Source organism: Kineobactrum sediminis, from assembly GCF_002868715.1.
Classification (GTDB): Bacteria; Pseudomonadota; Gammaproteobacteria; order Pseudomonadales; family Halieaceae; genus Kineobactrum; species Kineobactrum sediminis.
The window spans coordinates 113,021-138,750 of record NZ_PKLZ01000010.1 but is presented as its reverse complement, the minus strand read 5'-3'; the positions used below and the strand labels follow the sequence as shown (position 1 = coordinate 138,750).

24 protein-coding genes are annotated in these 25,730 nt (G+C 60.1%); 19 read left to right on the top strand and 5 right to left on the bottom strand.

All coding sequences use genetic code 11. The annotated features are described in order from the left end of the window. Positions 1-6: 6 nt before the first annotated feature. Both CWI75_RS13920 and CWI75_RS13915 read left to right on the top strand, forming a co-directional pair. A complete protein-coding gene (locus tag CWI75_RS13920) occupies positions 7-1,176 on the top strand; it encodes an iron-containing alcohol dehydrogenase (RefSeq protein WP_101522121.1) in 1,170 nt (389 codons plus the stop codon). A 90-nt stretch (positions 1,177-1,266) separates the two neighbouring features. Beyond that, complete coding sequence (locus CWI75_RS13915; RefSeq protein ID WP_101522120.1) at positions 1,267-2,055, top strand: ParA family protein; 789 nt, start codon at positions 1,267-1,269, stop codon at positions 2,053-2,055. Between the two features lie 31 nt (positions 2,056-2,086). Here the strand turns inward: CWI75_RS13915 and CWI75_RS13910 are convergent, their stop codons facing one another. Next, entirely contained in the window at positions 2,087-3,214 is a 1,128-nt protein-coding gene (locus CWI75_RS13910) for a nitronate monooxygenase (protein WP_101522119.1), read from the bottom strand. A gap of 215 nt (positions 3,215-3,429) precedes the next feature. Here CWI75_RS13910 and CWI75_RS13905 point away from each other — a divergent pair, with 215 nt between their 5' ends. Both CWI75_RS13905 and CWI75_RS13900 read left to right on the top strand, forming a co-directional pair. Further along, entirely contained in the window at positions 3,430-4,056 is a 627-nt protein-coding gene (locus CWI75_RS13905; protein WP_206604736.1) for a phosphoadenosine phosphosulfate reductase domain-containing protein, read from the top strand. A gap of 101 nt (positions 4,057-4,157) precedes the next feature. Further along, positions 4,158-5,333: a tetratricopeptide repeat protein gene (locus CWI75_RS13900; RefSeq protein ID WP_206604735.1), complete on the top strand. Its 1,176-nt coding sequence runs from the start codon at positions 4,158-4,160 to the stop codon at positions 5,331-5,333. On the opposite strand, the gene CWI75_RS13895 is transcribed toward CWI75_RS13900, so the two are convergent. Then, a complete protein-coding gene (locus tag CWI75_RS13895; protein ID WP_101522116.1) occupies positions 5,330-5,722 on the bottom strand; it encodes a PPOX class F420-dependent oxidoreductase in 393 nt (130 codons plus the stop codon). The two genes, CWI75_RS13900 and CWI75_RS13895, sit on opposite strands and share 4 nt — an antisense overlap. A gap of 106 nt (positions 5,723-5,828) precedes the next feature. On the opposite strand from CWI75_RS13895, the gene CWI75_RS13890 reads away from it, so the two are divergent. The 3 genes from CWI75_RS13890 to asnS all read left to right on the top strand — a co-directional run bounded on the left by CWI75_RS13890 (position 5,829) and on the right by asnS (position 8,841). After that, positions 5,829-6,788 (top strand): SDR family NAD(P)-dependent oxidoreductase, encoded by a 960-nt coding sequence (locus CWI75_RS13890; protein WP_101522115.1) that lies wholly within the window; start codon positions 5,829-5,831, stop codon positions 6,786-6,788. Between the two features lie 17 nt (positions 6,789-6,805). Further along, the gene (locus CWI75_RS13885) at positions 6,806-7,351 is read left to right on the top strand and encodes a lipid-binding SYLF domain-containing protein (protein WP_101522114.1); all 546 of its coding nucleotides are present in this window, start codon (positions 6,806-6,808) and stop codon (positions 7,349-7,351) included. Between the two features lie 92 nt (positions 7,352-7,443). Beyond that, on the top strand, positions 7,444-8,841 hold the full coding sequence (gene asnS, locus CWI75_RS13880; RefSeq protein WP_101522113.1) for an asparagine--tRNA ligase: 1,398 nt from the start codon (positions 7,444-7,446) through the stop codon (positions 8,839-8,841). Between the two features lie 26 nt (positions 8,842-8,867). On the opposite strand, the gene CWI75_RS13875 is transcribed toward asnS, so the two are convergent. Continuing rightward, entirely contained in the window at positions 8,868-10,868 is a 2,001-nt protein-coding gene (locus CWI75_RS13875; protein WP_101522112.1) for a VacB/RNase II family 3'-5' exoribonuclease, read from the bottom strand. A gap of 252 nt (positions 10,869-11,120) precedes the next feature. Here CWI75_RS13875 and asd point away from each other — a divergent pair, with 252 nt between their 5' ends. After that, positions 11,121-11,984, top strand: coding sequence for an archaetidylserine decarboxylase (gene asd, locus CWI75_RS13870; RefSeq protein WP_101522111.1), 864 nt, complete (start codon positions 11,121-11,123; stop codon positions 11,982-11,984). Positions 11,985-12,000: 16 nt separating this feature from the next. Here the strand turns inward: asd and rsgA are convergent, their stop codons facing one another. After that, complete coding sequence (gene rsgA, locus CWI75_RS13865; RefSeq protein WP_101522110.1) at positions 12,001-13,020, bottom strand: small ribosomal subunit biogenesis GTPase RsgA; 1,020 nt, start codon at positions 13,018-13,020, stop codon at positions 12,001-12,003. 83 nt (positions 13,021-13,103) lie between these two features. On the opposite strand from rsgA, the gene orn reads away from it, so the two are divergent. Then, positions 13,104-13,649 carry an oligoribonuclease gene (orn, locus tag CWI75_RS13860; protein WP_101522109.1) on the top strand — a complete coding sequence of 182 codons (546 nt, stop codon included), beginning with the start codon at positions 13,104-13,106 and terminating at the stop codon, positions 13,647-13,649. A gap of 119 nt (positions 13,650-13,768) precedes the next feature. Beyond that, complete coding sequence (locus CWI75_RS13855) at positions 13,769-14,491, top strand: FHA domain-containing protein (protein WP_241521229.1); 723 nt, start codon at positions 13,769-13,771, stop codon at positions 14,489-14,491. 16 nt (positions 14,492-14,507) lie between these two features. Here the strand turns inward: CWI75_RS13855 and queG are convergent, their stop codons facing one another. Continuing rightward, the gene (gene queG, locus CWI75_RS13850) at positions 14,508-15,590 is read right to left on the bottom strand and encodes a tRNA epoxyqueuosine(34) reductase QueG (protein ID WP_101522108.1); all 1,083 of its coding nucleotides are present in this window, start codon (positions 15,588-15,590) and stop codon (positions 14,508-14,510) included. A gap of 100 nt (positions 15,591-15,690) precedes the next feature. On the opposite strand from queG, the gene CWI75_RS13845 reads away from it, so the two are divergent. The 9 genes from CWI75_RS13845 (at position 15,691) to hflC (ending at position 25,671) form a co-directional block, all read left to right on the top strand. Then, positions 15,691-17,190: an NAD(P)H-hydrate dehydratase gene (locus tag CWI75_RS13845; protein ID WP_241521228.1), complete on the top strand. Its 1,500-nt coding sequence runs from the start codon at positions 15,691-15,693 to the stop codon at positions 17,188-17,190. Positions 17,191-17,192: 2 nt separating this feature from the next. After that, complete coding sequence (gene tsaE / locus CWI75_RS13840; protein ID WP_101522107.1) at positions 17,193-17,660, top strand: tRNA (adenosine(37)-N6)-threonylcarbamoyltransferase complex ATPase subunit type 1 TsaE; 468 nt, start codon at positions 17,193-17,195, stop codon at positions 17,658-17,660. A 30-nt stretch (positions 17,661-17,690) separates the two neighbouring features. Continuing rightward, complete coding sequence (locus CWI75_RS13835; protein ID WP_101522106.1) at positions 17,691-19,001, top strand: N-acetylmuramoyl-L-alanine amidase; 1,311 nt, start codon at positions 17,691-17,693, stop codon at positions 18,999-19,001. 27 nt (positions 19,002-19,028) lie between these two features. After that, entirely contained in the window at positions 19,029-20,834 is a 1,806-nt protein-coding gene (gene mutL / locus CWI75_RS13830; protein ID WP_101522105.1) for a DNA mismatch repair endonuclease MutL, read from the top strand. A 2-nt stretch (positions 20,835-20,836) separates the two neighbouring features. Further along, entirely contained in the window at positions 20,837-21,829 is a 993-nt protein-coding gene (miaA, locus tag CWI75_RS13825) for a tRNA (adenosine(37)-N6)-dimethylallyltransferase MiaA (protein WP_101522104.1), read from the top strand. 152 nt (positions 21,830-21,981) lie between these two features. After that, on the top strand, positions 21,982-22,236 hold the full coding sequence (gene hfq / locus CWI75_RS13820; protein WP_101522103.1) for an RNA chaperone Hfq: 255 nt from the start codon (positions 21,982-21,984) through the stop codon (positions 22,234-22,236). 56 nt (positions 22,237-22,292) lie between these two features. Next, positions 22,293-23,564 (top strand): ribosome rescue GTPase HflX, encoded by a 1,272-nt coding sequence (hflX, locus tag CWI75_RS13815; RefSeq protein ID WP_101522102.1) that lies wholly within the window; start codon positions 22,293-22,295, stop codon positions 23,562-23,564. 66 nt (positions 23,565-23,630) lie between these two features. Beyond that, the gene (gene hflK, locus CWI75_RS13810) at positions 23,631-24,794 is read left to right on the top strand and encodes an FtsH protease activity modulator HflK (RefSeq protein ID WP_101522101.1); all 1,164 of its coding nucleotides are present in this window, start codon (positions 23,631-23,633) and stop codon (positions 24,792-24,794) included. 1 nt (position 24,795) lies between these two features. Further along, positions 24,796-25,671, top strand: coding sequence for a protease modulator HflC (gene hflC / locus CWI75_RS13805; protein ID WP_101522100.1), 876 nt, complete (start codon positions 24,796-24,798; stop codon positions 25,669-25,671). The last annotated feature ends 59 nt before the right edge of the window (positions 25,672-25,730 follow it).

Below are 25,730 nucleotides of genomic sequence, written 5' to 3'. Positions count from 1 at the left end.
GCAGCCATGACGGCAACCATTCACCTTCCCAGGATTCTGCGAGTCGGTGCCGGCGCCAGCCAGACCCTGGTGGACGCGCTGGCCGAACTCGGCCTGGCGCGGCCGTTACTGGTGACCGACCCGTTCCTGGTCCAGCAGGGGTTCAGCGAACGCCTGCTCGCACCACTGGTCGAGGCGGGGATCAGCTGTGATATGTTCGGCGACTGCGTTCCCGATCCCACTACCGACAGCGTCGATGCCTGCCTGAAGGTATTGCGGGCAGGCGATTACGACTGTTTGGTGGCGTTGGGCGGCGGTAGCTCCCTTGATACCGCCAAGGCGGTATCGGTACTGGCGCTGCACGGTGGCGCAATGCGCGACTACAAGGTTCCGGCCGTGGTAGCCAGCGGCCTGCCGGTAATTGCCATTCCCACGACCGCCGGTACCGGCGCCGAAGTGACCCGGGCGGCGGTAATTACCGATACCGCCAGTCAGGAAAAAATGTTGTGCATGGGGCTGGGCCTGGTGCCGGTAGCGGCCCTGGTTGATTTTGAGTTGACCATGAGCATGCCCCACCGATTGACTGCGGATACCGGCCTGGACAGTTTATGCCATGCCCTGGAGGCCTATGTCAGCCGCAAGGCCAACCCCTTTACCGACAGTATGGCGCTTACCGCCATGCGCGCTATCGCCGGGAACATCCGTACAGCCTGTGCCGAGCCGGACAACAGGACGGCGCGCGAGGCAATGATGCTGGCTGCAACCCAGGGCGGCATTGCCTTTGCCAATGCTTCGGTGACCCTTATTCACGGCATGAGCAGGCCCATAGGTGCTTTGTTCCATGTGCCCCATGGCCTCAGCAACGCGATGCTGTTGCCGGAAGTTACCGCCTGGTCGGTACAGTATGCCAGCGAGCGGTACGCGCATTGCGCTCGCACGATGGGTATGGCCATGGAGGGCGACAGCGACGCCCTGGCGCTGGATAAGCTGGTTGCGGGGTTACGGCAATTGAATGCCGACCTGGGCGTTCCCGACCCCTGCGCCTATGGTATTGATGCGCAGGCGTGGCAGGATTCCCTGCAACTGATGGCGGAACAGGCGCTGGCGTCCGGCTCTCCGGCCAATAATCCGAGGGTGCCGCAGCACGATGAAATTGTGACGCTCTACCAGCGGGTCTGGGCTGTCGCCACAAGCTGATGTATCGATCGCCCACGACTTACAATAGATACCGCCTTTGATTACACTTTCCACTCCCAGTAACCAGCCAGCGAACGGGTGCCAGTACTCATGAAACGCGTTGTATTCAACCAGAAAGGCGGGGTGGGCAAGACCAGCATCACCTGCAACCTCGCCGCAATCAGTGCAGCCCAGGGCTATCGCACCCTGGTGATCGACCTCGATGTCCAGGGCAATACTACCCATTACCTGGTTGGTGAAATCGATGCCGAGGCCTTCCCGGCTGAAGCCCAGGGTGTGGCGGGGCTGTTCAAGCAGACTGTGGGCTCCAGGCGCATGAGCAAGAATCCCGACGCATTCGTCTGGGAGACGCCCTGGGAGAACCTGTTTTTGTTGCCTTCCAGCCCGGTACTTACCCATCTGGAAAAGGAGCTGGAGTCGCGTTACAAGATCTACAAGCTGCGCGATGCGCTCGAGAAGCTCGATGCAGAGTATGACCGCGTCTATATCGACACCCCGCCGAACTTCAATTTTTTCTCGAAATCTGCGCTGATCGCCGCCGACACGGTACTGATCCCCTTTGATTGTGACAGTTTTGCCCGCCAGAGCCTGTATGCCCTGATGGATAACATTGCCGAACTGCAGGAAGACCACAACCCCGGCCTGGAAGTGGAGGGTATTGTTATCAACCAGTTTAACAGCCAGGCGCGGCTGCCGGGTGAGCTGGTGGCGGAACTCGAAGAAGAGGGGTATCCGGTATGCCGGACCTACCTGAATACGTCAGTTAAAATGAAAGAGTCACACAGGGAACATCGCCCACTGATCGACATGGCGCCGAGCCATAAGCTGACGCTCCAGTTTCTGGACTTGTATGCCGAACTGGAGGCGGGCCGCGACTGACCGGGCCAACCTCCTTCCCGGCAGGTGCTTACTATGGCTTGGGCAGCAGGCTGGCGGCTTTATCGACGGCGTCTACGTACTCATCCAGCAGTCGGTAGATAACCTGGCGGCAGGATTCCACCGTGTTGATCTGGCCGATCACCTGGCCGCAGGGGTTGAAAGCGACTTTCTGGCAGTCCCCGGCGTCGGCATAGGTTGCGGTGCGACGCATGCCATCCGAAGTGACCAGGCCCTGCAGGGGCATGCCCAGGGGGTCGGGTGAATCCTCGCGGCCCCAGGCTTCGGTCCATTCGTTCTTCAGCATGCGGCAGGGCTTGCCGGTCCAGGAGCGTGAGCGCACGGTATCTTCACTGGTCGCGTTGAGCAGTGATTGCTTCTGGGTGGGCTGGGTATGTGCCTCCTCCACAGTAAGCCACAGGGAGCCCGTCCAGACCCCGGCTGCACCCATCGCCATCGCCGCGGCTATTTGTCGACCATTACCGATGCCGCCGGCCGCAAGCATCGGCAGGTCGCCGATGGCATCCACAATTTGCGGCCACAGCACAATGGAACCGACATCGCCGGTATGGCCACCGCCTTCACCACCCTGGGCGATCACGAAGTCCAGTCCCGCCTCCTTGTGGGCAAGCGCCTGTTTGACCTTGCCGCAGAGCGCCCCGATCAGGCGACCGGAATCCTTTACCAGCTTTATCTTGTCCGCCGGCGGGGTGCCCAGGGCATTGGCGATCAAGCGGCACTTGGGCCGGGTCAGCGCTTCCTCCAGCAAGGGCGTCGCGGTAGCATCGGTCCAGCCCATCAGGCCCATTGTCGTGCTGCCATCGGGCCAGTCGGGAACACCGGCGTTGGCCAGTAACTGCTGGGCAAACTCGATGTGTTCCCGGGGCACCATATCCCACAACTGCTTCTCCAGCGCTTCCGGTGATTGGGTATCCATGCCCTCGTATTTCTGGGGTATGACCACATCCACCCCATAGGGACGGTCGCCGATATGGGCGTCAATCCAGTCCAGCTCCTCTTTCAGCTGCTCCCGGCTGAAGCCGACTGCGCCCAGAACACCGATGCCGCCGGCCTTGCTGACCTCAACAACGACATCGCGACAGTGGGTGAAGGCAAAAATAGGGTAGTCAATACCCAGTTGTTCACAAAGCGTATTGGCCATTGGTATCTCCCGGGCTGAAAAACAGTTTCCAGTATCCGCTCTTGGCCGCTGCGGCACAATGTTGCCTCAGTGCCAGCGAAACTGGCTCATCCGGTCAGGGAACAGTGTCGATAACACAATGACAGCATAACCTTATGCGGCTTGGTTATTTGTCAGCCCTGTCCCGATTCTTTACAGTGCGGGCTCTCTCTGCAAGGACTGTAGCCTTAACTACCGTGGATATCGATCTCGACAGTATCAACGCGACCCTTCGGCATGCCAGTGCCGCAGAGGTAGTGCAATGGGCGCTTGGTCTCGCCAGGCCAACCATTGCCACTACCAGCATGGGCCGCAACGCCGCGGTAATGCTGCACCTGGTGAGTTCGGTGGACCCTGCCGTGCCTACCATCTGGGTAGATACCGGGTATAACCTGCGCGACACCTACGTGGTTGCCGAACGCCTGATTCGCGACCTGTCATTGAACATGCATGTGTATTCCCCCCAAATGACCTCCGAGCGACGCAACGCCATCATGGGCGGTATCCCCACCGTGGATGAAGAAGAGCGTCATCAGGAGTTTACCCGCCAGGTGAAGCTGGAGCCTTTCGCCCGCGCACTGGCGGATTTCGCCCCCGACATCTGGCTCACCGGCATTCGTCGTGAAGAGACCGAGCATCGTAAATCCCTGGATATCGTGTCGCTGGACAATCGCGGGATTATCAAGGTGGCACCGCTTTTTTACTGGTCGGAACAGGATGTCGAGGACTATATGTCCCAACACGCCTTACCAAGTTGCCGCCACTACTTTGACCCTACCAAAGTACATGATGGCCGCGAATGCGGCCTGCACACCGCTGCCTGAAGCCGGCTGATACGGGTCCGGTTGGGGGCTTGCCAATGCTCTGTTCGATTACGTTATAATCTCCTTACGATGCCGGTGATACCCGGTGTCGGGAGGTTGATATGGCAAGGTTCAGATGGCCGATGGCGTTCGCCATCCTGCTGCTCGCGGGGTTGGCCGGCAGTGGTTGTTCAGTGTTGCCTGGTTCGGGTGCCGCAGTCGCTGAATTGCCCCCCCTGCGGCTGGCGAACGGGGTCGTGACGCTGGATGATGTCCCCGCACTGGCGCCTTCTCCCGAATTAACCGCGCTCACCGAGCCGATGCGGGCTTTTGTCGCGCGGTATGCTCCCCGTACCCTGGCGCCGCGGCAGCGACTGAACAGTTTGCATGAGGCGATAAAAGGGCCGGGAATGCTGGCTGTGGGTTATGACCCGTTCGCCGATGGCGACGCTGAAACCGTGTTCGATTCAGGTGCCGCCAATTGCCTGTCCTATGCCCACCTTTTTGTGGCGCTCGCCCGGGAAGCCGGCCTCAATGCGAGCTACCAGTGGCTTGAAGTGCGGCCCCAATGGACCCGCCTGGGTGAGCGGGTGGCTGTCAGCCTGCACGTTAATGTGCTGGTGAAGGTCTCCGCCGGGGAGCAGTACATGGTGGATATTGACCCGCTCCAGCCCCGTGATATTGCGGCCTCCAGGAAACTTGGTGACAGGGATGCCCGGGCACTTCAGCATAACAATCTTGCGATGGCCGCATTGGCCGGTGCCGAACCTGAAGTCGCCTGGGCGAATGCAATACGAGCATTGCAGCTGAGCCCCGACCTGCCTGAATTATGGGTTAACCTGGCAGCGGTCTATCGGCACGCGGAGCAGTTTTCCGCCGCTGAAAACGCGCTATTCCAGGCATTGAAGATTGATAGTGGCGAGCGCTCGGCGATGAATAACCTGGTGGTTCTCTATAGCCAGCTGGGCCGCGAGGGTGAGCGCGAATTCTGGGTGGAGCGAGTCAATCGCCACCGCGACCTCAATCCCTATTACCATGCCTGGCTGGGCGACAAAGCCGGGGAAGAAGAGGACTGGACGACAGCGCTGGACCATTACCGGCAAGCGCTGAAACTGGAGCCGAAGAACAGCCGCCTACTTTACTCAACGGGGATTATCCATTTCAGGCTGGCGCAATACGACGCTGCCGAGCGCCTGGTTGAGCGCGCAATCGCCACGGCCACCCTGCGGCCGGATATCCTGGACTACCAGGTTCAGTTGGCGGCAGTCCGGCGCCGACAGCTTGCCGACACCCATTAGGTTGCCAACGGATCAACCCTGATATAGCTGCGTTTGGACATTTTACCGGTTAGTCGCGACAGCAGGTCGGTCAGGGCCATCTGCCAGCCATACTTGCGACGCAATGCAGCCAGCGCAAGTACCGCCTCGGCCTCGTCCTCCACCAAAAAAGCGGACACATTTATCCAGCTGCCGGTGAGCCTACCGGTCACTGTGCAGGGTGCGATACGCGCCGCGCTGAAGTTACGCAAGCGCTTGACCTTACCGGCATCCCCTGCGGAGAACAGGTAATAGCTGTCTTCATGAGGCGCAAACCAGACCGGTGTGGCCACCCATTCGCCGCTGCGTTTGCGAGTTGCCAGGCTGAGATAGTTGCCCTGTTCGAGGCGGATCAATAATTCTGTATTCATTGGAGATTTCACCAGATTCTGGCGCCGAATGGCGTGACGGCGCTTGCACTTTAACGGCACAATGGTTCAACGATAACAGAACTTGCCCGGCCACAGGAGCCACTCTATGCCCAACCCCGGATTTGAAACCACCACTTCGGATATTATCTCCGGCCAGTCCCTGGTGGGGAAAGTGGCTCTGGTGACCGGCGCTTCCGCGGGCCTGGGTATAGAGACGGCCCGGAGCCTTGCCTCGGCAGGTGCCACGGTTTACCTGCTGGCCAGGGACCGTCGCAAACTGGATGCAGCGGTATCGACACTGCAGGCAGAGTCACTGGCTGGCCAGCTTGAGTGCGCCCTGCTCGACCTTGCGGATCTCGACCAGGTGCGTACTGCCGCCACCGGCTTGCTGGCGGCATGCCCGCGTATAGACCTGCTGATTAACAATGCGGGGGTTATGGCCTGCCCCCAGGGCGCGACCGCCCAGGGCCACGAACTGCAGCTGGGTACCAATCACCTGGGTCATTTCCTGCTGACCTGCCTGTTGTTGCCGGCATTGCGCGCAGCGGCGCAAGTCAGCGGCGAGGCCCGGGTCATTAATCTCAGCTCGGCGGGACATCGTTTTGCCGGGATGGACTTTGACGACCCGGACTACCAGCGGCGACCCTATGATAAATGGCAAGCCTATGGGCAATCCAAGACAGCCAACGCCTTGTTCTCGGTAGGCCTCGATGCACGTACGCGCGCTGACGGTATTCGCGCTTTCGCGGTGCACCCGGGCGCGATAATGACCGAGTTGGGCCGGCATATGAACGACGATGACATGAAGCAGGTTGCCGCCAGTTTTCCCGGCGGCAAGATGCGCTTCAAGAGCATTCCCCAGGGCGCTGCAACCAGTGTCTGGGCGGCTACCAGTAGCGAGCTTGCGGGCCGTGGAGGCCTCTACCTGGAGGACTGCCAGATTGCCGAGGCCGCTACCGCAGACCGGGCCGGGGGAGTGGAATCCTATGCACTAGACACCGCCATGGCAGACCGCCTCTGGCAACTTTCGCAGCAGTGGGTGGGACAAACCTTCTGCACAAACTGACTGGAGACTTACCACTCATGACAATTTCACTGTTTCGTTTGCCCCTTTTGCTGGTGACGGCCGCATTGCTGGTACCCCAGGCCCTGGCCGACAACCGCGATGATATTCGTCTCAAGTCCGGCGATGCCCTGGATGCGTTACTCAGTTATGCGCCCGGGTCTGCCGAATTGATCAGCCGTGCCCGCGGCATACTGGTATTCCCGGATGTGGTGGAAATGGGCTTTGGCACTGGCGGCTTGTACGGCGAGGGCGCACTGCTCGTGGGTGGTGAGCCCGTGGCTTATTATGCAACTGCCGCCGACCGCCGTGATGAGCTTGCCGACGCTGCGCGCAAATCCGAGGTGATCCTGTTCATGACCGACGATGCCCTGATTTCCTTCCGCAATACGGTTGGCTGGAAGGATGGGGTCCATGGCGAGATTGACCTGGTAACCGCCGATATTAATGGCGCTATCGAGCTCGAGCGAGAGGAGCACCCGATGCTGGGATTCAGTTTTTCCGACTCGGAGCTGTATGATTCCATTGATTTTGAGGGCACCACCCTGAACCGGATTGCCCGCTGAGAAGTCACCTCGCGGCCCCCGGAACACTGGCGGCCGCGACCTCATTTCGGTATTCTGCTGCGTCCTGATGGCCACTAGCAGAGTCCCCCTCAATGTCTGAAAATATCCCGGTAGCACATGCACTCAAGGGCGAGGTACAGCCCGGCGCTACCGTTACGGTCAGCGGCTGGTTGCGCAGCAAGCGCGACTCCAAAGCCGGCATTTCTTTTCTGGCCATTCACGACGGCTCGTCCTTTGACCCAATCCAGGCGGTGGTGCCGAACAGCCTGGGCAATTACGACAGCGAAATTCTCAAGCTGTCCACGGGTTGCGCGGTCACAGTCACCGGTGAACTGGTGGCCTCCCAGGGCAAGGGGCAGTCGGTGGAGATTCAGGCCACCGAAGTTACGGTGGTTGGCTGGGTAGAGGATACCGACTCCTACCCCATCGCCAAAAAGCGCCACAGCTTTGAATACCTGCGTACCCAGGCGCATTTGCGGCCGCGCACCAACACCTTCGGCGCCATCACCCGAATACGGGCCACGTTGGCCAATGCCATCCACAACTATTTCTACGGTCAGGGTTTTTACTGGGTCAATACGCCCATCATCACCGGCAGTGATTGCGAGGGTGCGGGTGAACTGTTCCGGGTGAGCACCCTGGATCTGGCCAATCTGCCGCGCCACGCGGATGGCTCGGTCGATCACAGCCACGACTTCTTTCACGGCGACGCGTTCCTGACCGTGTCCGGACAACTGGAGGTGGAATCCTACTGTCTGGCCATGAGCAAGGTTTATACTTTCGGCCCCACCTTCCGGGCGGAAAACTCCAACACCAGTCGTCATCTTGCTGAGTTCTGGATGGTGGAGCCGGAGATCGCCTTTGCTGATCTGGCGGCCAACGCCGATCTGGCCGAGGACCTGCTGAAACACCTGTTCACCCGGGTGCTGGAGGAGCGCGAAGATGACATGGGCTTCTTCCGCCAGCATATTGATACAACGGTCATCGACCGGCTGCGTACGGTAATCGACCAGCCTTTCGAGCGCCTTGACTACACCGAAGCCGTTCGTATTTTGCAATCGTGCGGCAAGCGCTTTGAATTCCCGGTGACCTGGGGGACTGACCTGGCCTCGGAGCACGAGCGCTATCTGGCCGAGACGCATGTCGGTCGCCCGGTGGTGGTGATGAATTACCCCAGGGAGATCAAGGCCTTTTACATGCGCCTCAATGACGATGAGAAAACGGTCGCCGCGATGGACGTACTGGCACCCGGTATTGGCGAGATTATTGGCGGCAGCCAGCGGGAGGAGCGGCTGGATGTGCTGGACGCGCGCATGGATGCCCATCTGCGCGAGGAGTTATGGTGGTATCGCGACCTGCGTCGTTACGGCAGTGTGCCCCATGCCGGTTTCGGTCTTGGTTTTGAGCGCCTGCTTAACTACGTGACCGGTATGGAGAATGTGCGCGACGCCATTCCCTTCCCGCGCACACCCGGTAACGCCAGCTTTTGAAGCCGGGCGCCATGCCCGGCTGTGGGTTACTGGCTTGAATCCTGTTCGGCGGGGGCTGCGCTGTCTTTGGCCGGTTTCAGGCCAACGCCGCCGGGGACCCTGAACAGCGCCTGGTACTGGTTATCGCTGTCTGCTCCGAGGTATTCAAGTGCCACTACCTGGCCAAGCTGGAAGCGGCGGCTGGTGCTGGTGAGACTGGCGGTCCACTTATCGTAACTGAACTTCTCCGGATCCTTGCGCAGGTCGACAAAGCCTTCCAGCCCATTGTCCTCCAGTTTGACGCTGAATCCCGAGCTGTTGATATAGACAATCCTGCCACTGAAGCCATTAACCATTTGCGGTGCCTGTCGCGCCAGGTACTTGCTGGCGAGCCAGCGCTCTGCCTCAAGGGTGGCCGCACGGGCAGTAGTGAGGCGCTCCTTGAGGGCCGCAAGCTGCTCCGGGGAAACGAGGTTCGCCCCATTGCTGTTCAGCGCGGCCTTGATCTGGAGGTGCACCAGAAAATCGACATATTTGCGCAGCGGCGACGTGCAGTTGGTGTAGCAGTCCAGCGCCATACCCATATGCAGGCCGGCTTTGGTGGATAATTCGGCCCGGGTAAGCAGACGGTTGATCATGCTCCTGAGGGGCAGGGCATGATCGCACCCGGCCAGGTGGCGCATGATATCCCGGTAACCTTCCCGGGTGACGGGAGCCAGGTCGGCGGCATCCGGTGCGTGCAGGGCAAGAAACTTGCGTACTTCATCCAGCCGATCGCCGCGGAACCCCGGATGGGTGACAAACGGGCCGCTACTGTCGGAATCCACAAGAAAACGCGCCGCGCAACGGTTGGCGGCGATCATGCACTCTTCCACGACCTTCTGCGATAACAGTTTCTCGTAGGGCTCGATGTTCTCAATCTGCTTTTTGTCGTTGAGGATCCAGCGGTATTCGCTGCGATCCTCCATTACCAGTTCATCCGCTTCGCGTTGCCCGCGCAAGGCGCGATACACCTGATAAAGTGCCTCCAGCGGGGTGGCATGGCTCATCAGATCGCTGCTGTGACCGGTGAGATAGCGATCAACCGCAAAGTAGGAGAGTTTGCCCCGGGAGCGCACGGTCGCCTCAATGAATTCAAAGTCACCGACCTTGCCGCTGTCGCTCACCGCGATCTTGCATACCAGTGCGGCCCTGTCATTGCCCTCGGACAGGGCGCAGGTGTCCTGGGCCAGCACTTCCGGCAGCATGGGCAGGACATCACCATGGAAATAGATGGACGTGCCGCGAGCGGCAATATCCTGGTGTAGCCTGGAGCCCGCTTCAATGTAGGCGGTGGGGTCGGCTATTGCGACGTATAAAGTCCAGCCATCACTGCTGATCTCCGCGTACAGGGCATCGTCAATATCCTGGGTTTTGGCGGCATCGATGGACACGAACTCGAGCCCGGTCAGGTCGCGGCGCGGCTGGGTTTCCAACGGCTTGCAGTTGGCCAGCAGTTGCTCGACGTCCGCCAGGGCGGGCGTGCTCCAGCTGGTTGCAAGGCGGTACTTGCTCATGGTGTAGCGGTTTTCTATGCCGGGCGTGCTGTCATCGCCCAGCACTTCCAGGATCTTGGCCTGGGGCTTACCGTCGCGAATCGGGTGACGCAGAATGGCGCAGCGCAGGTAGTCACCTTCCTTGACACCATTGCGGGCATGCGGCGGGATGAACAGCCAGCGCTTCAGTTGCGGCAGGTCCGGTTGCACAAACAGGGCTTTGCCCTTGCGCACGCAACGTCCCGAAAACCCCGCGAGAGGGCTTTCGATCAATTTCTCGATGTCGGCGATAACCTTGTTGTCGCCGGAGGGGCGAACACACACCTGCACCTTGTCATCGGGAAAAACCTTGAGCATTTCGTCCGGGGGAATGAATATTTCCCGGCCATCGTCAAGAACCGCAAAGCCGTAGCGTGACTGCGTGCCCTTGACGACTGCGTTGGCTCGCTCTTTTTCGGCCTCCATTTGGGATTTGAGGCCCTTGAGCTGGGCGAGAGTATCGTTGTTGAGCATCGCGTCGGTAAGCAGCTTTTGGAATAGTGGATTGGGGGTCTATCGTAGCCGAAAACGGGGTCGCTGTCAGGCGCTACTGCAAATAGCTGCGGCACGGCGCCACCGGTGTGGCGAGGCCGCCGGTCTGCGGCTGGTCTCTGCAGGCGCGGGCCTGTGCCGGACATCCCGGTGAGTCTGCCCGCTTACGGTAAATTCTGCTAAGCTGGCGCCGACGCGGTATCTATCCTGGTTTAATCACGGACACCCCCCTGAATGAAAGCATTGTTTGTCTTGTTACAGTACCTCGTACCCCAGCATGCGCTGTCGCGCTGCACCGGTTGGTTGGCGGGCCTGCGCCACCCGGTCTGGCTTAAGAACTGGGGGATACGCTGTTTCATCAGGATCTTTGAAGTGGACATGTCGGAGGCGGCAGAGTCGCAACCGGAGGCCTATGCCAGCTTTAATGCGTTCTTTACCCGGGCGTTACGCGAGGACCTGCGGCCGCTCGCGGACGCGGATATCGTGTGCCCCGTGGATGGCCGTGTCAGCCAGATTGGCCAGATTGAAGAATCGAGTCTCTTCCAGGCCAAGGGCCATCACTACTCGACCTGGGCGCTGCTGGGTGGCGATGATGAGCGCGCGGCCTGGTTTCGCAATGGGGAGTTTGCCACCATTTACCTGTCTCCGCAGGATTATCATCGGGTGCATATGCCGATTGACGGTGAATTGCTGGCAACCACCTACATTCCGGGGAAATTATTCTCGGTAAATCCAACGACCGCCGCGGGGGTCGATCGCCTGTTTGCGCGCAATGAACGCCTCGTATGCTACTTCGATACCGCTGCGGGGCCAATGGCCATGATCCTGGTTGGCGCGATGGTGGTTGCCGGTATCGACACCGTCTGGTCCGGCCAGGTCACGCCTCCACCGCGTCGCCCGATGCGGAGCGATTACCAAAAGCTACCCGAGCCGGTAAAGCTCGCCAGGGGCGAAGAAATGGGGCGCTTCCAGCTGGGCTCCACCGTGATCCTGTTGTTCCCCGAGGCCCGCATGCACTGGGTCTCCGGCTATGGACCCGAATCCCGGACCCGACTGGGCGAAGCACTGGGTAATCTGGGCGGGCGCGCAGCGAGCTGAGGGGGCCTGGGATGAGTTAGCCGTTGGGTTGCTCGAGCGTGCTGATGATGTGCCGGTAGCTCTGCAGCCGGCTGGTACTGATCTCACCCGTGGCTGCCGCAGCCAGGATGGCGCAGCCGGGTTCGCGTTCATGGCGGCAATCGCGAAAGCGGCAGTGTCCGAGCAGGGGCCTGAATTCGCGAAAGCCGAACTCGACCTGGTCACGGCTCATGTGCCACAAGCCAAATTCGCGAATACCCGGGGAGTCTATGAGACTGCCGCCTGCAGGTATATGAAACAACTGTGCCGTGGTGGTGGTGTGGGTACCTGTCTGGCGCAATTCGGACAGCGGACCCACCCGCAGATCCGCCTCCGGCAGTAGCGCATTGACCAGTGACGATTTGCCTACCCCGGACTGGCCAACAAAAATACTGATACGCCCCTGCAGGGCCTGGTGCAGTTCTTCCAGGCCCCCGCTGTGGCTGCAGGTTCGCAGCAGGCGATAACCCAGGGTCGGATAGAGTGCAAGCAGCGCGTCCATTCGCCCCTGCAGGGCCGGGTCCCGATCCAGCAGGTCGGTCTTGTTCAGGACCAGCACCGGTTCGATATCAACGGCCTCCGCGGCCACCAGGTAGCGGTCGATCAGGTTGCCATGCGGTTCGGGAAAAGGCGCTATCACTACCAGAATCTGGTCGATATTGGCGGCAATCGGTTTCAGCTTACCGTAAGGGTCAGGCCGGCGTAGCTCGCTGTGCCGCGGGTGGCGGGCCACTACCACGCCGACCGGGTCACCGGCACACCAGACAACGCGGTCCCCGGTAACAAGGCCATCGAGGTTGGCGCGGAGGTGGCAGCGCTGGCTGCTGCCGCTTTCGGCTTCGACCTGTACCTGGGTGCCAAAGTGCGCAATGATCAGCCCATCCTGTTCCGGGCCCAGCTCTCCCGCGCCCAGCACCTCGTCGGTAAGTTGCTCGCGCCGGTTGGCGCGGTCAGTGCGCTCCTGCTGGATCTTGCTGATCCGCCAGGATTGCTGGCGGCTGAGTTTGCGTTTGGTCATCAGAGCATTATTAGCGCCCGGCGTGGCGCTGTCGAGGCAATTTGATACACTGCCCCAATAATCATCACAGGAATGCAGACATCATGCAGCAGCCGGGCAACCTGATCTGGGTCGATCTGGAAATGACAGGGCTTGATCCCGATTCAGACCGGGTGATAGAAATTGCCACCATTATCACCGACAGCGAACTGAATACTCTCGCCGAAGGACCCGTGCTTGCGATTCATCAATCCGATGAAACACTGGCCGGGATGGATGAATGGAACACGACGCATCATACCCGTTCAGGGTTGGTGGAGAGGGTGCGTTCAAGCACGGTCAGTGAAGCGGAGGCCGCGAGCCTTACGATTGCTTTCCTGGAGCTCTGGGTGCCAGCCGGCGCCTCGCCAATGTGCGGCAACAGCATTTGCCAGGATCGTCGCTTCATGGTGCGACACATGTCTCAATTACAGGAATATTTTCACTATCGTAACCTGGATGTCAGTACCCTGAAGATATTGATGCAACGATGGCGTCCGGACCTTGAGCAGGGGATTTCCAAAACCAGTAGCCACCAGGCACTGGATGATATCCGCGAATCGATTGAAGAGTTGCGCTATTACCGTAGTCATTTTTTGAATCTCGGCTGAGGAGAAGCGATTGGACATTACAGTGACTGGTATCCTCATTCTTCGCGGCAGGTCGCCTTGTAGCCCGCCGCGGCGTTACGGGCGCTAACACCGCGATGGTTGCCGTTCGGGAGTCCACCGTGAAGGCCCTTTATCGTGAGTTGCGTCGGCGCAAGGTGATGCAGACCTGCATCCTTTATGTCGTGGCATGCTGGGGGGTGCTGCAGATTATCGACCTCCTGTTCCCCCTGCTTGAGCTGCAGGGAGACGAGCTCTCGCGCTATCTCTTTGGCGCGGCTATTGCGGGATTCCCCCTGGCCTTTGCCCTGGCCTGGGTTTTCCAGATTACGCCCGAGGGTATTGTCCGTTCCAGTCCTTTTGTCGAGCGCCGGGTCCTGTCCAACATCCCACCCGTCAACGATCGCAGGGAAACGGGCGTACCCCGTTATTTTCGTAAAAGTGAAGTTCCGGAGAGCTATGCCTGGACGCTGACTGCGGAAACCGGGCCTCTGGTGGGTCTCAGTTTTGGAATCGATCGCTCACTCGTACTGGGGCGCTCCGTTGAAAGCGATATTGCCGTGGTCAGCCCGCACGTGTCGCGCCAGCATGCGCGGCTGGACATAGATGGCGGCCAGTTAACGATCGAGGATCTCGGTTCATCCAATGGGACGGTCATTAACGGCAGGCCGCTCAATGGGCGCTGCACGCTCCAGAGCGAAGACGAAATCCGCTTTCACGATATTGTATTCCGGGTAACAGGCAGCAAGGGTTATTCCTACGCTGAAGAGGGTTTGTTGTCCCAGACAACCTTCATCCAGAACCCGGATGACAACGATCCTGATTCCTTCTCCGGCGGACGCTGACGGCGCTGACCGGCAGTCATGCCGTAGATGACGGGCGAGCGTGCTGTTGTAGCGCCCACTCGACATGTTCGCGGACCAGCTCTGAAGCATGGTCGCTGCGGGATTCAAGTGCGGCGATAACCTGCGGACTGGTGACGGCATTACCCAGGGCCACCGCAATATTGCGCAGCCACCGCTGGTGGCCGATCCGGCGAATTGCAGAGCCCTCCGTACGGCTGAGGAAAGTGGCCTCATCCCATTGGAACAGGTCCACCAGGTCGCTGTCCGCCAGCTGGTGCCGGGGCTGGAAGTCCGGTTCTGCGGTGATTTGTGCGAACTTGTTCCAGGGACATACCAGCTGGCAGTCATCACAGCCGAAAATCCGGTTGCCCATCAGCGGCCGGAGCGCGGGATCAATGCTGCCCTTGTGTTCTATGGTCAGGTAGGAAATGCACTTGCGGGCATCCAGTTCAAAGGGGCCAACGAAGGCGTTGGTTGGGCAGATATCGAGGCAGGCACGGCAGCTGCCGCAATGCTTGGTTTGCTTGGGCGGGTCTGCCGCCAGCGGTAAATTGGTATAAATCTCCCCAAGGAAAAACCAGGAGCCGGCCTTATCGTTTATGAGCATGGCGTTTTTAGCGATCCAGCCCATACCCGCGCGCTCCGCCAGGGCGCGTTCCAGTACCGGTGCACTGTCCACAAAAGCGCGATACTCGCCGCCACCTGCCCGGTGTTCCAGCTTTTGTGCCAGGCGGGCGAGCCTTTTGCGGATCAGCTTGTGATAGTCGCGACCGAGTGCGTAGCGGGAAATATAGGCCTTTTCAGGTGAGTTGAGAATCTCAAGGGGCTGTGTATCCGCGGGCAGGTAGTCCATGCGCAGCGTGATAACCCGGCAGGTATCCGGTACCAGTTCCGCGGGCCGGGCGCGCTTCTGGCCATGCCTGGCCATATAGTCCATGCTGCCGTGATAGCCGGCATCCAGCCATTTTTGCAGGTAGGCCTCGTGTTCCGCCAGCTGGATGTCACTGACCCCTACCTGGGAAAAACCAAGATCGCGCGCCCACTGCTCCAGTTGCTGGCGCAGGTCGTGCTCTGTCCGGGAGGTTAATATGGGTAACATGGGGCTGGGCCGCGGCAGTGTAAGAAGCCTATAATTTCGCAGTGCAGGAATTCGTCTAAGGCGACAGTGTAGCAGTGGCAGGCAAGGTTTGGCGACGAGGATGAGAGCGGTGTTTGAGTGGATGCAATTGGAGGCACTGTATAGCGCGGAGCAAACCCGTGCCCTTGATCGGTGTGCGATCGAAAACCACGGCATCAGTGGTGCGGTGCTGATGTCCCGCGCCGCTGCCACAGCGCTGGATCACCTGTTGTTGCGGTGGCCGCACCCACTGCTGCTGCAGATCCTCTGCGGTACCGGCAATAATGGCGGCGACGGTTACCTGCTGGCGGACCAGGCCCACAAGCGGGGTATCCCGGTACAGGTCTGGCAGCTCGGCGATGCCGGGAAAATGCGCGGGGACGCCCTGCTGGCCCGGCAACAGGCGCTGGCCAACGGCGTGGCGGTTGCCGCCTTTCATCCGGGCGCCCTGCGCGCCGAGGGTGTTTTGATAGATGCCATGCTGGGTACCGGGTTGACGGGCGAGGTGCGCGCACCTTTCAGCGAGGCCATTACCCTGTGTAACCAGTCCGGATTACCCCTGCTGGCGGTGGATATTCCATCGGGTTTGTGTGCCGATACCGGGCGCAGGCTTGGTGCGACCACAAGAGCCGACATGACAGTGACTTTTATTGGCTATAAACGAGGCCTGTTTACGCTCGATGGGCCCGATTGCTGCGGTATCCTGGTGTTCGCCGATCTCGGTGTGCCTGCAGAAGTGTATCGACAAAGTGCCCCCGACTGGCTGCGGCTGGATCTCGACCTGTTACTGGCGCAATTGCCATCACGACCCGCCAATGCCCACAAGGGGAATTACGGCACAGTGCTGGTGGTGGGTGGCGATTATGGTATGGGGGGAGCTGTGGCCCTGGCGGCCGAGGCGGCATTGCGCGCCGGCGCCGGGCTGGTGCGCGTCGCCACGCGAGCTGAACATGTTGCAGCCGTTATTGCGCGCACGCCGGAAGCGATGCCGGTGAGTGTCGGCTCCGGCCAGGCGCTGAAGCCACTGGTGGACAGCGCGGATGTGCTGGTGGTGGGTCCCGGCCTGGGTCAAAGTCCCTGGTCGGAGCAGCTGGTACAAACTATTGCAGAGAGCGGCAAGCCCTGCGTGCTGGATGCCGACGGGCTTAATATGCTCGCGGCGGGCCGGGTGTTATCGCCCCGGGTTCGGGATAACTGGGTATTCACGCCACACCCGGGGGAAGCGGCACGGCTGCTGGGATGCAGTACTGCCCAGGTGCAGGCTGACCGCTTCGCAGCGACAAAGCGGTTACAGGAACGCCTTGGTGGTGTCGTCATACTCAAGGGCAACGGCAGCCTGGTGACCGATGGCACACGTGGGCTACTCTGCGATTATGGCAATCCAGGTATGGCTTCCGGTGGTATGGGCGATGTGCTTTCCGGGGTGATTGGCGGCCTTCTGGCCCAGGATCTGGTGGGCCTGGACGCGGCGGCACTGGCGGTGTGCCTGCACGGGGCAGCGGCCGATATCGCCAGCGAGCAAGGGCAAAAGGGCCTGCTCGCCGGCGATTTGATGGTGCCCCTGCGCGCCTTGTTGGGATAAGTATGCTGCGACGGGAATTTCAGGCGACAGATGAGTCGGTTATGGTGGCGCTGGGTGCAGGCCTCGCGGCGGCCAGTGAGCCCGGCCTGGTGATTTACCTGCGCGGGGAGCTGGGCATGGGTAAGACTACCTTCAGCCGCGGCTTTATCCAGTCACTGGGGCATCGCGGCCCGGTGAAGAGTCCCACGTATACACTGGTCGAACCCTACACCTTCGAGGCGCTGGAGGTTTTCCATTTCGACCTGTACCGTCTCGGCGATCCTGCCGAACTCGAGTTCATGGGCATCAGGGATTACTTTGGCGGCGACAGCATATGCCTGATTGAATGGCCCGAGCGCGGTATTGGTGTTTTGCCCCCCGCAGATTTAGAGATTAGTATAGAGCCTGCTGGAACGGGGCGCCTGCTGCAGGTGCGGGCAGGTAGCGTAGTGGGTGATCGCGTTGCGCAGCGCTGGCAACCCGGCAACTGATTTGATAGACCAACTTACGACTGGAGTGACATGGGCAGGGCTTTCTGGATCAGGCTGATCCTGGGGTGGTGTGTGGTTTCCGCGACCTTCGCAGCGGAGATTCACGATGTGCGCCTCTGGCGTGCCCCGGATCATACCCGAATCGTGTTCGATCTCAGTGCTCCCGCTGATCATCGCCTGCTATCACTGGAAGCACCTGACCGCATCGTGCTCGATGTCTCCAGCGCGACGCTCAAGGCCAGCCTGGCGTCACTGGATTTCGCCAACACGCCCATTGCGCGTATTCGCTCAGGTATTCGCGATGGTACTGACCTGCGGATCGTGCTGGATATCGATACCAGGGTAGACCCGCGCAGTTTTGTGCTCAAGGCCAATGCCCAGGCCGGCGACCGTCTGGTTGTCGATCTCTACGACCGGGATGCCGACGGCCCGCCGGTCGCTAAAATCAGCAAAAACACCGTTGAATCGGCGCGCAGGGATATCATAATTGCGATTGATGCCGGCCATGGTGGTGAGGACCCGGGTGCGATTGGTCCCAATCGGCTGCGCGAAAAAGACGTGGTATTTGCCATCGCCCGCGAACTGCATGCCCTTTTTGCACGCGACCCGGGATTTGCGCCGGCACTGATTCGCACCGGCGACTATTACATCAGCCTCAAGGGGCGCCGCGATCTGGCGCGGGCCCGGCAGGCAGACCTGTTTGTGTCAATTCATGCGGACGCTTTCAAGCGCAAGGAGGCGAACGGTGCCTCGGTGTTCGCACTCTCCCTGCGCGGCGCTACCAGCACAGCGGCAAGCTATCTCGCCCAGCGTGAGAACGAGGCGGATCTGGTGGGCGGGGTTCGTATCAATGATAAAGATGACATCCTTGCCGGGGTACTCACCGATTTATCCATGACCAATACCCTTGATCACAGCTTGCAGCTTGGCGATAAAGTATTGCGACGGATTGATTCGGTGGCCCGGTTGCATAAGCGCCAGGTCGAGCAGGCCGGCTTCGCGGTACTGAAATCCCCTGATATTCCCTCCATCCTGGTCGAAACCGGGTTTATCTCCAATCCGGGAGAGGCCCGGAAACTCAGTACCAAAGCCTACCAGCGCAAAGTCGCCCAGGCGATTCACGCCGGCATCAGGGACTGGTTCCTGGCGCAACCGCCGGCGGGGACCCTGATCGCATGGCAGAAAGAACAGAACGGGCACGAGTACACGGTTGCGCGCGGTGATACACTGTCCGGCATCGCCCAGCGTTTCAATGTGTCACTGGAACAGCTTGCGGCCCACAATGCGATCAGCGACGCCCGGATCAATGCCGGGCAGACCCTGAGAATTCCTGCACTCTGAACCCAGCCGTCCCAGCCGTCCCAGCCTATGGCCATAATACATCGTCTCAGTCCACGATTAGCGAACCAGATTGCCGCCGGCGAGGTTGTCGAGCGGCCGGCATCCGTTGCCAAGGAAGTGCTGGAAAACAGCCTGGATGCCGGTGCCACGAGGATAGATATAGACATCGAAGCCGGTGGCAGCAGGCTCATAAGAATCCGCGATAACGGCGTTGGCATTGGGTCCGACGACATGCCCCTGGCACTCGCCCGCCACGCCACCAGCAAGATTGCTTCCCTGGAAGACCTGGAGCGCGTGGGCAGCCTTGGCTTTCGGGGCGAGGCGCTGGCCTCGATAGGTTCGGTCTCGCGCCTCACCCTGACCAGTAACAATCGCGAGGAGGGCAGCGAGGGTTGCAGCGCCCTGACCGAAGGACGCGAAATGGACGTACAGCTGCGCCCGGCGCCGCACCCGCGGGGTACCACCGTGGAAGTGCGCGACCTGTTCTTCAATACCCCTGCCCGGCGAAAATTCCTGCGCACCGAGAAAACCGAGTTCAATCACCTCGAGGAGGTGGTGAAACGCCTGGCACTGTCCCGCTTTGGCGTTGGTTTCAGCCTGCGTCACAATGGCCGTGTTATCCACAACCTGAAGGGCGCAGAGACAACCGCCGAGCAGCAGCGGAGGGTAGCCGCCATCTGTGGTCCGGCCTTCATGGAACAGGCCATTCACATCGACAGTGATCGCAGCGATATGCGCCTGTGGGGCTGGGTGGCCTTACCTACCTTTTCGCGCAGCCAGGCGGACCTGCAGTATTTCTTTGTCAACGGTCGGGTCATTCGGGACAAGCTGGTGGCGCATGCGGTCAAGCAGGCGTACCGGGACGTGTTGTATCACGGCCGTCACCCTGCATTTGTATTGTATCTGGAACTCGACCCTGCTCAGGTCGATGTCAATGTTCATCCGGGCAAGCACGAGGTTCGCTTTCGCGACTCCCGGGCCGTTCACCAGTGCATTTTCAGTACTCTGCACCGGGCCCTGGCGGATGTTCGCCCGGCGCCGGCAGCGGAAGCGCTGGCTACCCCCGAGGGACTGGCAATCAATGCCGCAACCGGGGAAATAGCACGCCAACCGGGCCTGGGCTGGGGCGCGGCGACTGCCCCCTACGGCCCCGCGCAGGCACCGATACCAGGACGGGCTCTCGAGCAGGTCCAGAGTTATGGCCGGGTACATCCGTCGATGCCCGCCGCTGCCGAAACTCCGGAAGATGCACCTCCCCTGGGTTATGCCATAGCCCAGCTCAAGGGTATCTATATTCTGGCGGAAAACACCTCAGGGCTGATATTGGTTGACATGCACGCAGCCCATGAGCGAATTACCTACGAGCGCCTGAAAGCGGCGCGCGACGTGGACGGTATTCGCAGCCAGCCGCTATTGGTGCCGCAGGCCATGGCAGTCAGCCAGCGTGAAGTCACGCTGGCCCGGGAACATGAGCACCTGTTCCGGGGCCTGGGACTCACTGTCGATATCGCCGGGGAAGAATCGCTGTTGATTCGCGAAATCCCGGTCACATTGCGTGATTCTGATGTTGAGGCGCTGGTGCGCGACGTACTCTCGGACCTTGTTGAATATGGCAGTTCCGATCGAATTGAAGCGCATATGGATGAGATTTTATCGACCATGGCCTGCCATGGCTCGGTGCGTGCCAACCGCCGGCTGAGCTCTCCGGAAATGAATGCATTGCTGCGGGACATGGAAGCTACCGAGCGATCCGGTCAGTGTAACCACGGTCGGCCTACCTGGACCCAGATGTCACTTGAGGAGCTGGACAAGCTGTTCCTGCGCGGGCGCTGACAATGGCACCGGAACAGGTCGCCAGGCCTTTGGTGGTCTGCCTGCTGGGGCCTACGGCTGCAGGTAAAACCGATCTCGCGATTGAGCTGGCCCAGGCTCTCGGCGGTGAGTTGGTCAGTGTGGATTCTGCCCTGGTCTACCGGGGGCTGGATATCGGTAGTGCCAAACCGGATTACCCGCATCATCTGGTGGATATTCGCGATCCCGCCGACAGTTATTCTGCGGCTGACTTTGTCGCTGATGCCAGGGGCGTGATTGCGGATATTGTGGCCCGTGGCAAGACACCGATCCTGGTGGGCGGGACGATGCTTTACTTCCGGGCCTTTCTGGAAGGCCTGGCAAGCATGCCGGGCACCGATCCGGTGATCCGGGCCGACATTGAGGCCGAGGCGGCCCGAATCGGCTGGCCGGCGCTCCATGCTCGTCTTGTCGACGTGGACCCGAAGACGGCGGCACAGATCCACCCCAACCACTCCCAGCGTATCAGTAGAGCTCTGGAGGTGTTTGTCGGCAGCGGCATTCCCCTGAGTCACTGGCAGCACAGCGGTGCCGGAGCATTACCGGCGGCTGCGGGCTACCGGATACGGCAGCTGGCAATTTGCCCCCGGGACCGTGCTGTGCTGCACCAGCGCATCGCCAGGCGATTCCTGGCGATGGTGGATGCGGGCCTGGTGGAAGAAGTGAGGCGCCTGCATGAGCGGCCCGAACTGCACGCCGGCCTGCCGGCAATTCGGGCAGTGGGGTACAGGCAGGTATGGCGTTTCCTGGAGGGTGAGTGCTCACTTGATGAAGCGATAGAGCAGGGGATTGCGGCAACCCGGCAACTGGCCAAGCGGCAACTGACCTGGTTGCGCAAATGGCCGGATCTGCATTGGCTGCAGACGGATGAGCGGGGGAACATTTGCGCGCCGGCGGGGTCTGATGATGTTGCATGTGGAATGGGTGAAAAACCTCTGCGACACGCCTTGAACTATATCCGGCGCGCCCCAATCTAGACCTCTATGCGTGTTCTATACTTGCACAGGCATCAAGCACCGAAAAGTACTGTGGCTTGCGGGCATGTGGCCATTGTGTCGCACCCGGGCTCGCAGAGTGATAACTACTTACTATTATTAAGGCTCCAATTGAGCCGGCCGAGGAGATGAATATGTCAAAGGGGCACACGCTACAAGACCCTTACCTGAACATTTTGAGGAAGGAACGCGTACCTGTTTCCATTTACCTGGTAAATGGTATCAAGCTACAGGGACAGATTGAGTCATTTGACCAGTTTGTTGTTTTGTTGAAGAACACGGTTAGCCAGATGGTCTATAAGCACGCCATTTCCACTGTGGTCCCGTCTCGTGTGGTGCGCGTGCCGATGGCGAATCCACAGGAAGAAGATGACGAGACCGAGAGCTGATTTGAGTCTTCTCCCGATACTCCCGAGGCCGACGAGCGTCCGCGTGCGAGGTTGCCTTGTTTTTTGAGCGGCCCGCATCAGGTGAGCGCGCTGTGCTGGTTCATCTCTCCATATCGGGAGAGGAGGAAAAGCAGGATCCCCGTGAGTTCGAAGAACTGGTCTTGTCTGCGGGCGGCGACCCGGTGGCGTTTGTCATGGGGCAGCGGGAGCGGCCGCACTCGCGTTATTTTGTCGGCACTGGCAAGCTGGAGGAACTGGCGACTGTAGTCTGCGATAACGAAGCGGAAATCGTCATGTTTAACCATTCCCTCAGCCCCAGCCAGGAGCGTAACCTGGAGCGCAAGCTACAGTGTCGTGTACTTGACCGGACCGGGCTGATCCTGGATATTTTTGCCCAGCGCGCCCGCACCCACGAGGGTAAGCTGCAGGTTGAGCTGGCGCAATTACAGCATATGAGCACACGCCTGGTGCGCGGCTGGACCCACCTCGAGCGCCAGAAGGGGGGCATCGGGCTGCGCGGCCCTGGTGAAACCCAGCTCGAGACGGATCGACGCCTGCTCAGGGCCCGCATCAAATCCATTATGGCGCGCTTGCAGAAAGTCCAGCGTCAGCGTGACCAGGGGCGCCGGTCACGGCGCCGCGCCGAAATCCCGACGCTGGCCCTCGTGGGTTACACCAATGCGGGTAAGTCCACCTTGTTTAATCGTCTTACCGAATCCAGGGTGTATGCGGCAGACAAGCTGTTTGCGACGCTGGACCCGACCATGCGCCGGCTGGAGCTCGACGAGGTGGGCCCGGTCATTCTCGCTGATACCGTGGGCTTTATTGCGCATTTGCCGCACAAGCTGGTCGAGGCCTTCAAGGCGACCCTGGAAGAAACGGTCAGTGCGGATCTGTTGCTGCACGTGATTGACTGTGCGACCGAGGCTCGCGAAGACAACATGTTCCAGGTGCAGTCGGTACTGGAAGAAATCGGCGCGGCCGATATCCCGCAGCTACAGGTGTTCAATAAACTGGATCTGCTGGAGCAGTCTCCGCGTATTGATTACGATGAGAACGGTAAACCGGCGCGGGTCTGGCTGAGTGCAGCCTCGGGAGAAGGTTGCGACCTGTTGTTCAAGGCGATTGTGGAACTGGTAGGGCAGGACATGGTGGAGCATGAAGTGTATCTCGAACCTGAACAGGGTCGGCTGCGCGCCTCGCTTTACCGGCTCGGTGCAGTGGCTGCCGAACAATACGATGACGACGGTGTGGCGCAGCTGAGCGTACGCTTGCCCCGCGCTGACTGGAACCGCTTGATGAAACCCGGCCCCGAGCCGATCATCTAGTATTGATTCACCTTTGCAGCCCTAAAGTTTGTTAGACTGCAGCGATTATGACAACAGGAGTTGGTTATGGCCTGGAATGAACCGGGTGGTGGTGGCAACAAGCCCAAGGATCCCTGGGGCGGTGGCGACCAGGGTCCCCCCGACCTCGATGAGGCGCTGAAGAAGCTGCAGGAAAAGCTGGGCGGACTGTTTGGCGGCGGCAAGGGTGGCGGCGCTGGGAAGGGCTCCGGGCGTGGTATTCCCGCCAGTCTATTCGTAGTGCTTGGGCTGGTGGTCGTGGTGATATGGGCGCTGATGGGCCTGTACCAGGTCGACGAGCAGGAGCGCGGCGTAGTGCTGCGTTTCGGTAAATATTACGAAACAGTGCAGCCGGGCTTGCAGTGGAACCCGCCGCTGATCGATGACGTGACTACCGTCAACGTTACTAAGGTGCGCGCGGCGTCCTTCCGCGAGACCATGCTTACCCAGGACGAGAATATCGTCGAGGTGCGCATGTCGGTGCAGTACGTGATTGATGATCCCATCAGTTTTGTGCTCAAGGTTCGCGATCCTGAAAACTCACTGCAGCAGGCAGCACAAAGCGCCTTGCGCCACGTGGTCGGCGATGCCCGGATGGATATGGTGTTGACCGAAGGCCGGGCGCAGATTGGTTTTGACGTGCAGACGCGCCTGCAGCGCTATACCAATGACTACCAGACCGGCATTCGTGTAGTGAAGGTCAACATCGACGAGTCCAAGCCGCCGAGCCAGGTTCAGGCGGCGTTCGATGATGTGATCAAGGCCCGCGAGGATGAAGAGCGCCTGAAGAACGAGGCCCAGGCCTATGCCAACGGCATCGTGCCCGAGGCGCGCGGTCGTGCCCAGAGGGTGACAGAGGAGGCAGCGGCTTACCGTGAACAGGTGGTTGCCAACGCCGAGGGTGAGGCCGAGCGTTTCACCAAGCTGCTGACCGAATATGCCAAGGCGCCCGAGGTTACCCGCCAGCGGCTCTATCTGGATGCCCTGGAGAAGGTATACACCAAAACCAGTAAGGTCATGGTCGATGTGGAGGGAGGTAACAACATCATGTACCTGCCCCTGGACAAAATGGTAGACCAGAGCAACAGGACGCGGTCCGGTGGCGGTAATGCCGGTATCGGCGGTGCCACGCTCCGTGAGCTGACAAACTCCGTTACCGAGCAGCTGCGTCAGGATGCAGCATCAGCCAGTACTCGCAGAGGAGGTCGCTAAGATGGGTGGAAAAGGTATGACCTGGATATTGGTGGGGGTGCTGGCATTGTTTGTCGTCAGCAACTCGCTCTTTATCATCAAGGAGACCGAGCGGGGCGTGATGCTGCAGTTTGGCCAGGTGGTGACACCTGATCTCAAGCCGGGGCTGCATGTAAAAATCCCCTTCGTCAACAGTGTGCGCAAGTTTGAGGGGCGGTTGCTGACCGTGGACTCCACCCCCGAACGCTTCTTCACCCTGGAAAAGAAGGCATTGATTGTCGATTCCTTTGCCAAGTTCCGGGTTGCGGATACGCTCAAGTTTTACACCGCGACCAACGGCGAAGAGGAGCGCGCCATGGCCCTGCTGGGGCAGCGTATCAACGACGGCCTGCGCAACCAGGTGGCGGTGCGTTCGATCCAGGAAGTGGTATCCGGGCAGCGCGACCAGCTGATGGAAGAGCTCACCGAGGCGCTGACCGACGTCGCCTTTGAAGAATATGGCGTGGAAGTGCTGGACATCAGGGTAAAGAAGATTGACCTGCCGCCCGATGTCTCGGAGTCAGTTTACCGGAGGATGAACGCCGAGCGCGAAAAGGAAGCTCGCGAGCACCGGGCCCTGGGCCAGGAGCTGGCTGAAGGTATACGTGCCGCGGCCGACCGCGAGGTTACGGTCATCACGGCCAATGCCTACCGTGATGCCGAGCTGATTCGCGGTGAGGGCGATGCCCTGGCTACGGCAATTTATGCGGAGGCGTTTAATGCTGACCAGGAGTTTTACTCATTTACCCGCAGCCTGCGCGCCTATCAGGATTCCTTCCAGAATAGCGGGGACCTGCTGTTGATCCAGCCTGACAGCAATTTCTTCCGCTACCTGAAGGATCCACAAGGGGGTAAATAACCCCAGAAATCACAGGGGCGTTCATCGGCCCCTGTGATAGAATCTGGCAACCGTGGGAT

Bases quoted from the DNA above. Each gene is read 5' to 3' on its own strand.
- asd (WP_101522111.1), top strand. From the start codon at position 11,121: ATGAAAGCATTGTTTGTCTTGTTACAGTACCTCGTACCCCAGCATGCG.
- miaA (WP_101522104.1), top strand. From the start codon at position 20,837: ATGGCACCGGAACAGGTCGCCAGGCCTTTGGTGGTCTGCCTGCTGGGG.
- hfq (WP_101522103.1), top strand. From the start codon at position 21,982: ATGTCAAAGGGGCACACGCTACAAGACCCTTACCTGAACATTTTGAGG.
- CWI75_RS13890 (WP_101522115.1), top strand. From the start codon at position 5,829: ATGCCCAACCCCGGATTTGAAACCACCACTTCGGATATTATCTCCGGC.
- asnS (WP_101522113.1), top strand. From the start codon at position 7,444: ATGTCTGAAAATATCCCGGTAGCACATGCACTCAAGGGCGAGGTACAG.
- CWI75_RS13920 (WP_101522121.1), top strand. From the start codon at position 7: ATGACGGCAACCATTCACCTTCCCAGGATTCTGCGAGTCGGTGCCGGC.
- queG (WP_101522108.1), bottom strand. From the start codon at position 15,590: ATGTTACCCATATTAACCTCCCGGACAGAGCACGACCTGCGCCAGCAA.
- CWI75_RS13915 (WP_101522120.1), top strand. From the start codon at position 1,267: ATGAAACGCGTTGTATTCAACCAGAAAGGCGGGGTGGGCAAGACCAGC.
- CWI75_RS13885 (WP_101522114.1), top strand. From the start codon at position 6,806: ATGACAATTTCACTGTTTCGTTTGCCCCTTTTGCTGGTGACGGCCGCA.
- hflC (WP_101522100.1), top strand. From the start codon at position 24,796: ATGGGTGGAAAAGGTATGACCTGGATATTGGTGGGGGTGCTGGCATTG.
- CWI75_RS13900 (WP_206604735.1), top strand. From the start codon at position 4,158: ATGGCAAGGTTCAGATGGCCGATGGCGTTCGCCATCCTGCTGCTCGCG.
- CWI75_RS13835 (WP_101522106.1), top strand. From the start codon at position 17,691: ATGGGCAGGGCTTTCTGGATCAGGCTGATCCTGGGGTGGTGTGTGGTT.
- CWI75_RS13910 (WP_101522119.1), bottom strand. From the start codon at position 3,214: ATGGCCAATACGCTTTGTGAACAACTGGGTATTGACTACCCTATTTTT.
- mutL (WP_101522105.1), top strand. From the start codon at position 19,029: ATGGCCATAATACATCGTCTCAGTCCACGATTAGCGAACCAGATTGCC.
- CWI75_RS13895 (WP_101522116.1), bottom strand. From the start codon at position 5,722: ATGAATACAGAATTATTGATCCGCCTCGAACAGGGCAACTATCTCAGC.
- orn (WP_101522109.1), top strand. From the start codon at position 13,104: ATGCAGCAGCCGGGCAACCTGATCTGGGTCGATCTGGAAATGACAGGG.
- tsaE (WP_101522107.1), top strand. From the start codon at position 17,193: ATGCTGCGACGGGAATTTCAGGCGACAGATGAGTCGGTTATGGTGGCG.
- hflK (WP_101522101.1), top strand. From the start codon at position 23,631: ATGGCCTGGAATGAACCGGGTGGTGGTGGCAACAAGCCCAAGGATCCC.
- rsgA (WP_101522110.1), bottom strand. From the start codon at position 13,020: ATGACCAAACGCAAACTCAGCCGCCAGCAATCCTGGCGGATCAGCAAG.
- CWI75_RS13845 (WP_241521228.1), top strand. From the start codon at position 15,691: ATGAGAGCGGTGTTTGAGTGGATGCAATTGGAGGCACTGTATAGCGCG.
- CWI75_RS13875 (WP_101522112.1), bottom strand. From the start codon at position 10,868: ATGCTCAACAACGATACTCTCGCCCAGCTCAAGGGCCTCAAATCCCAA.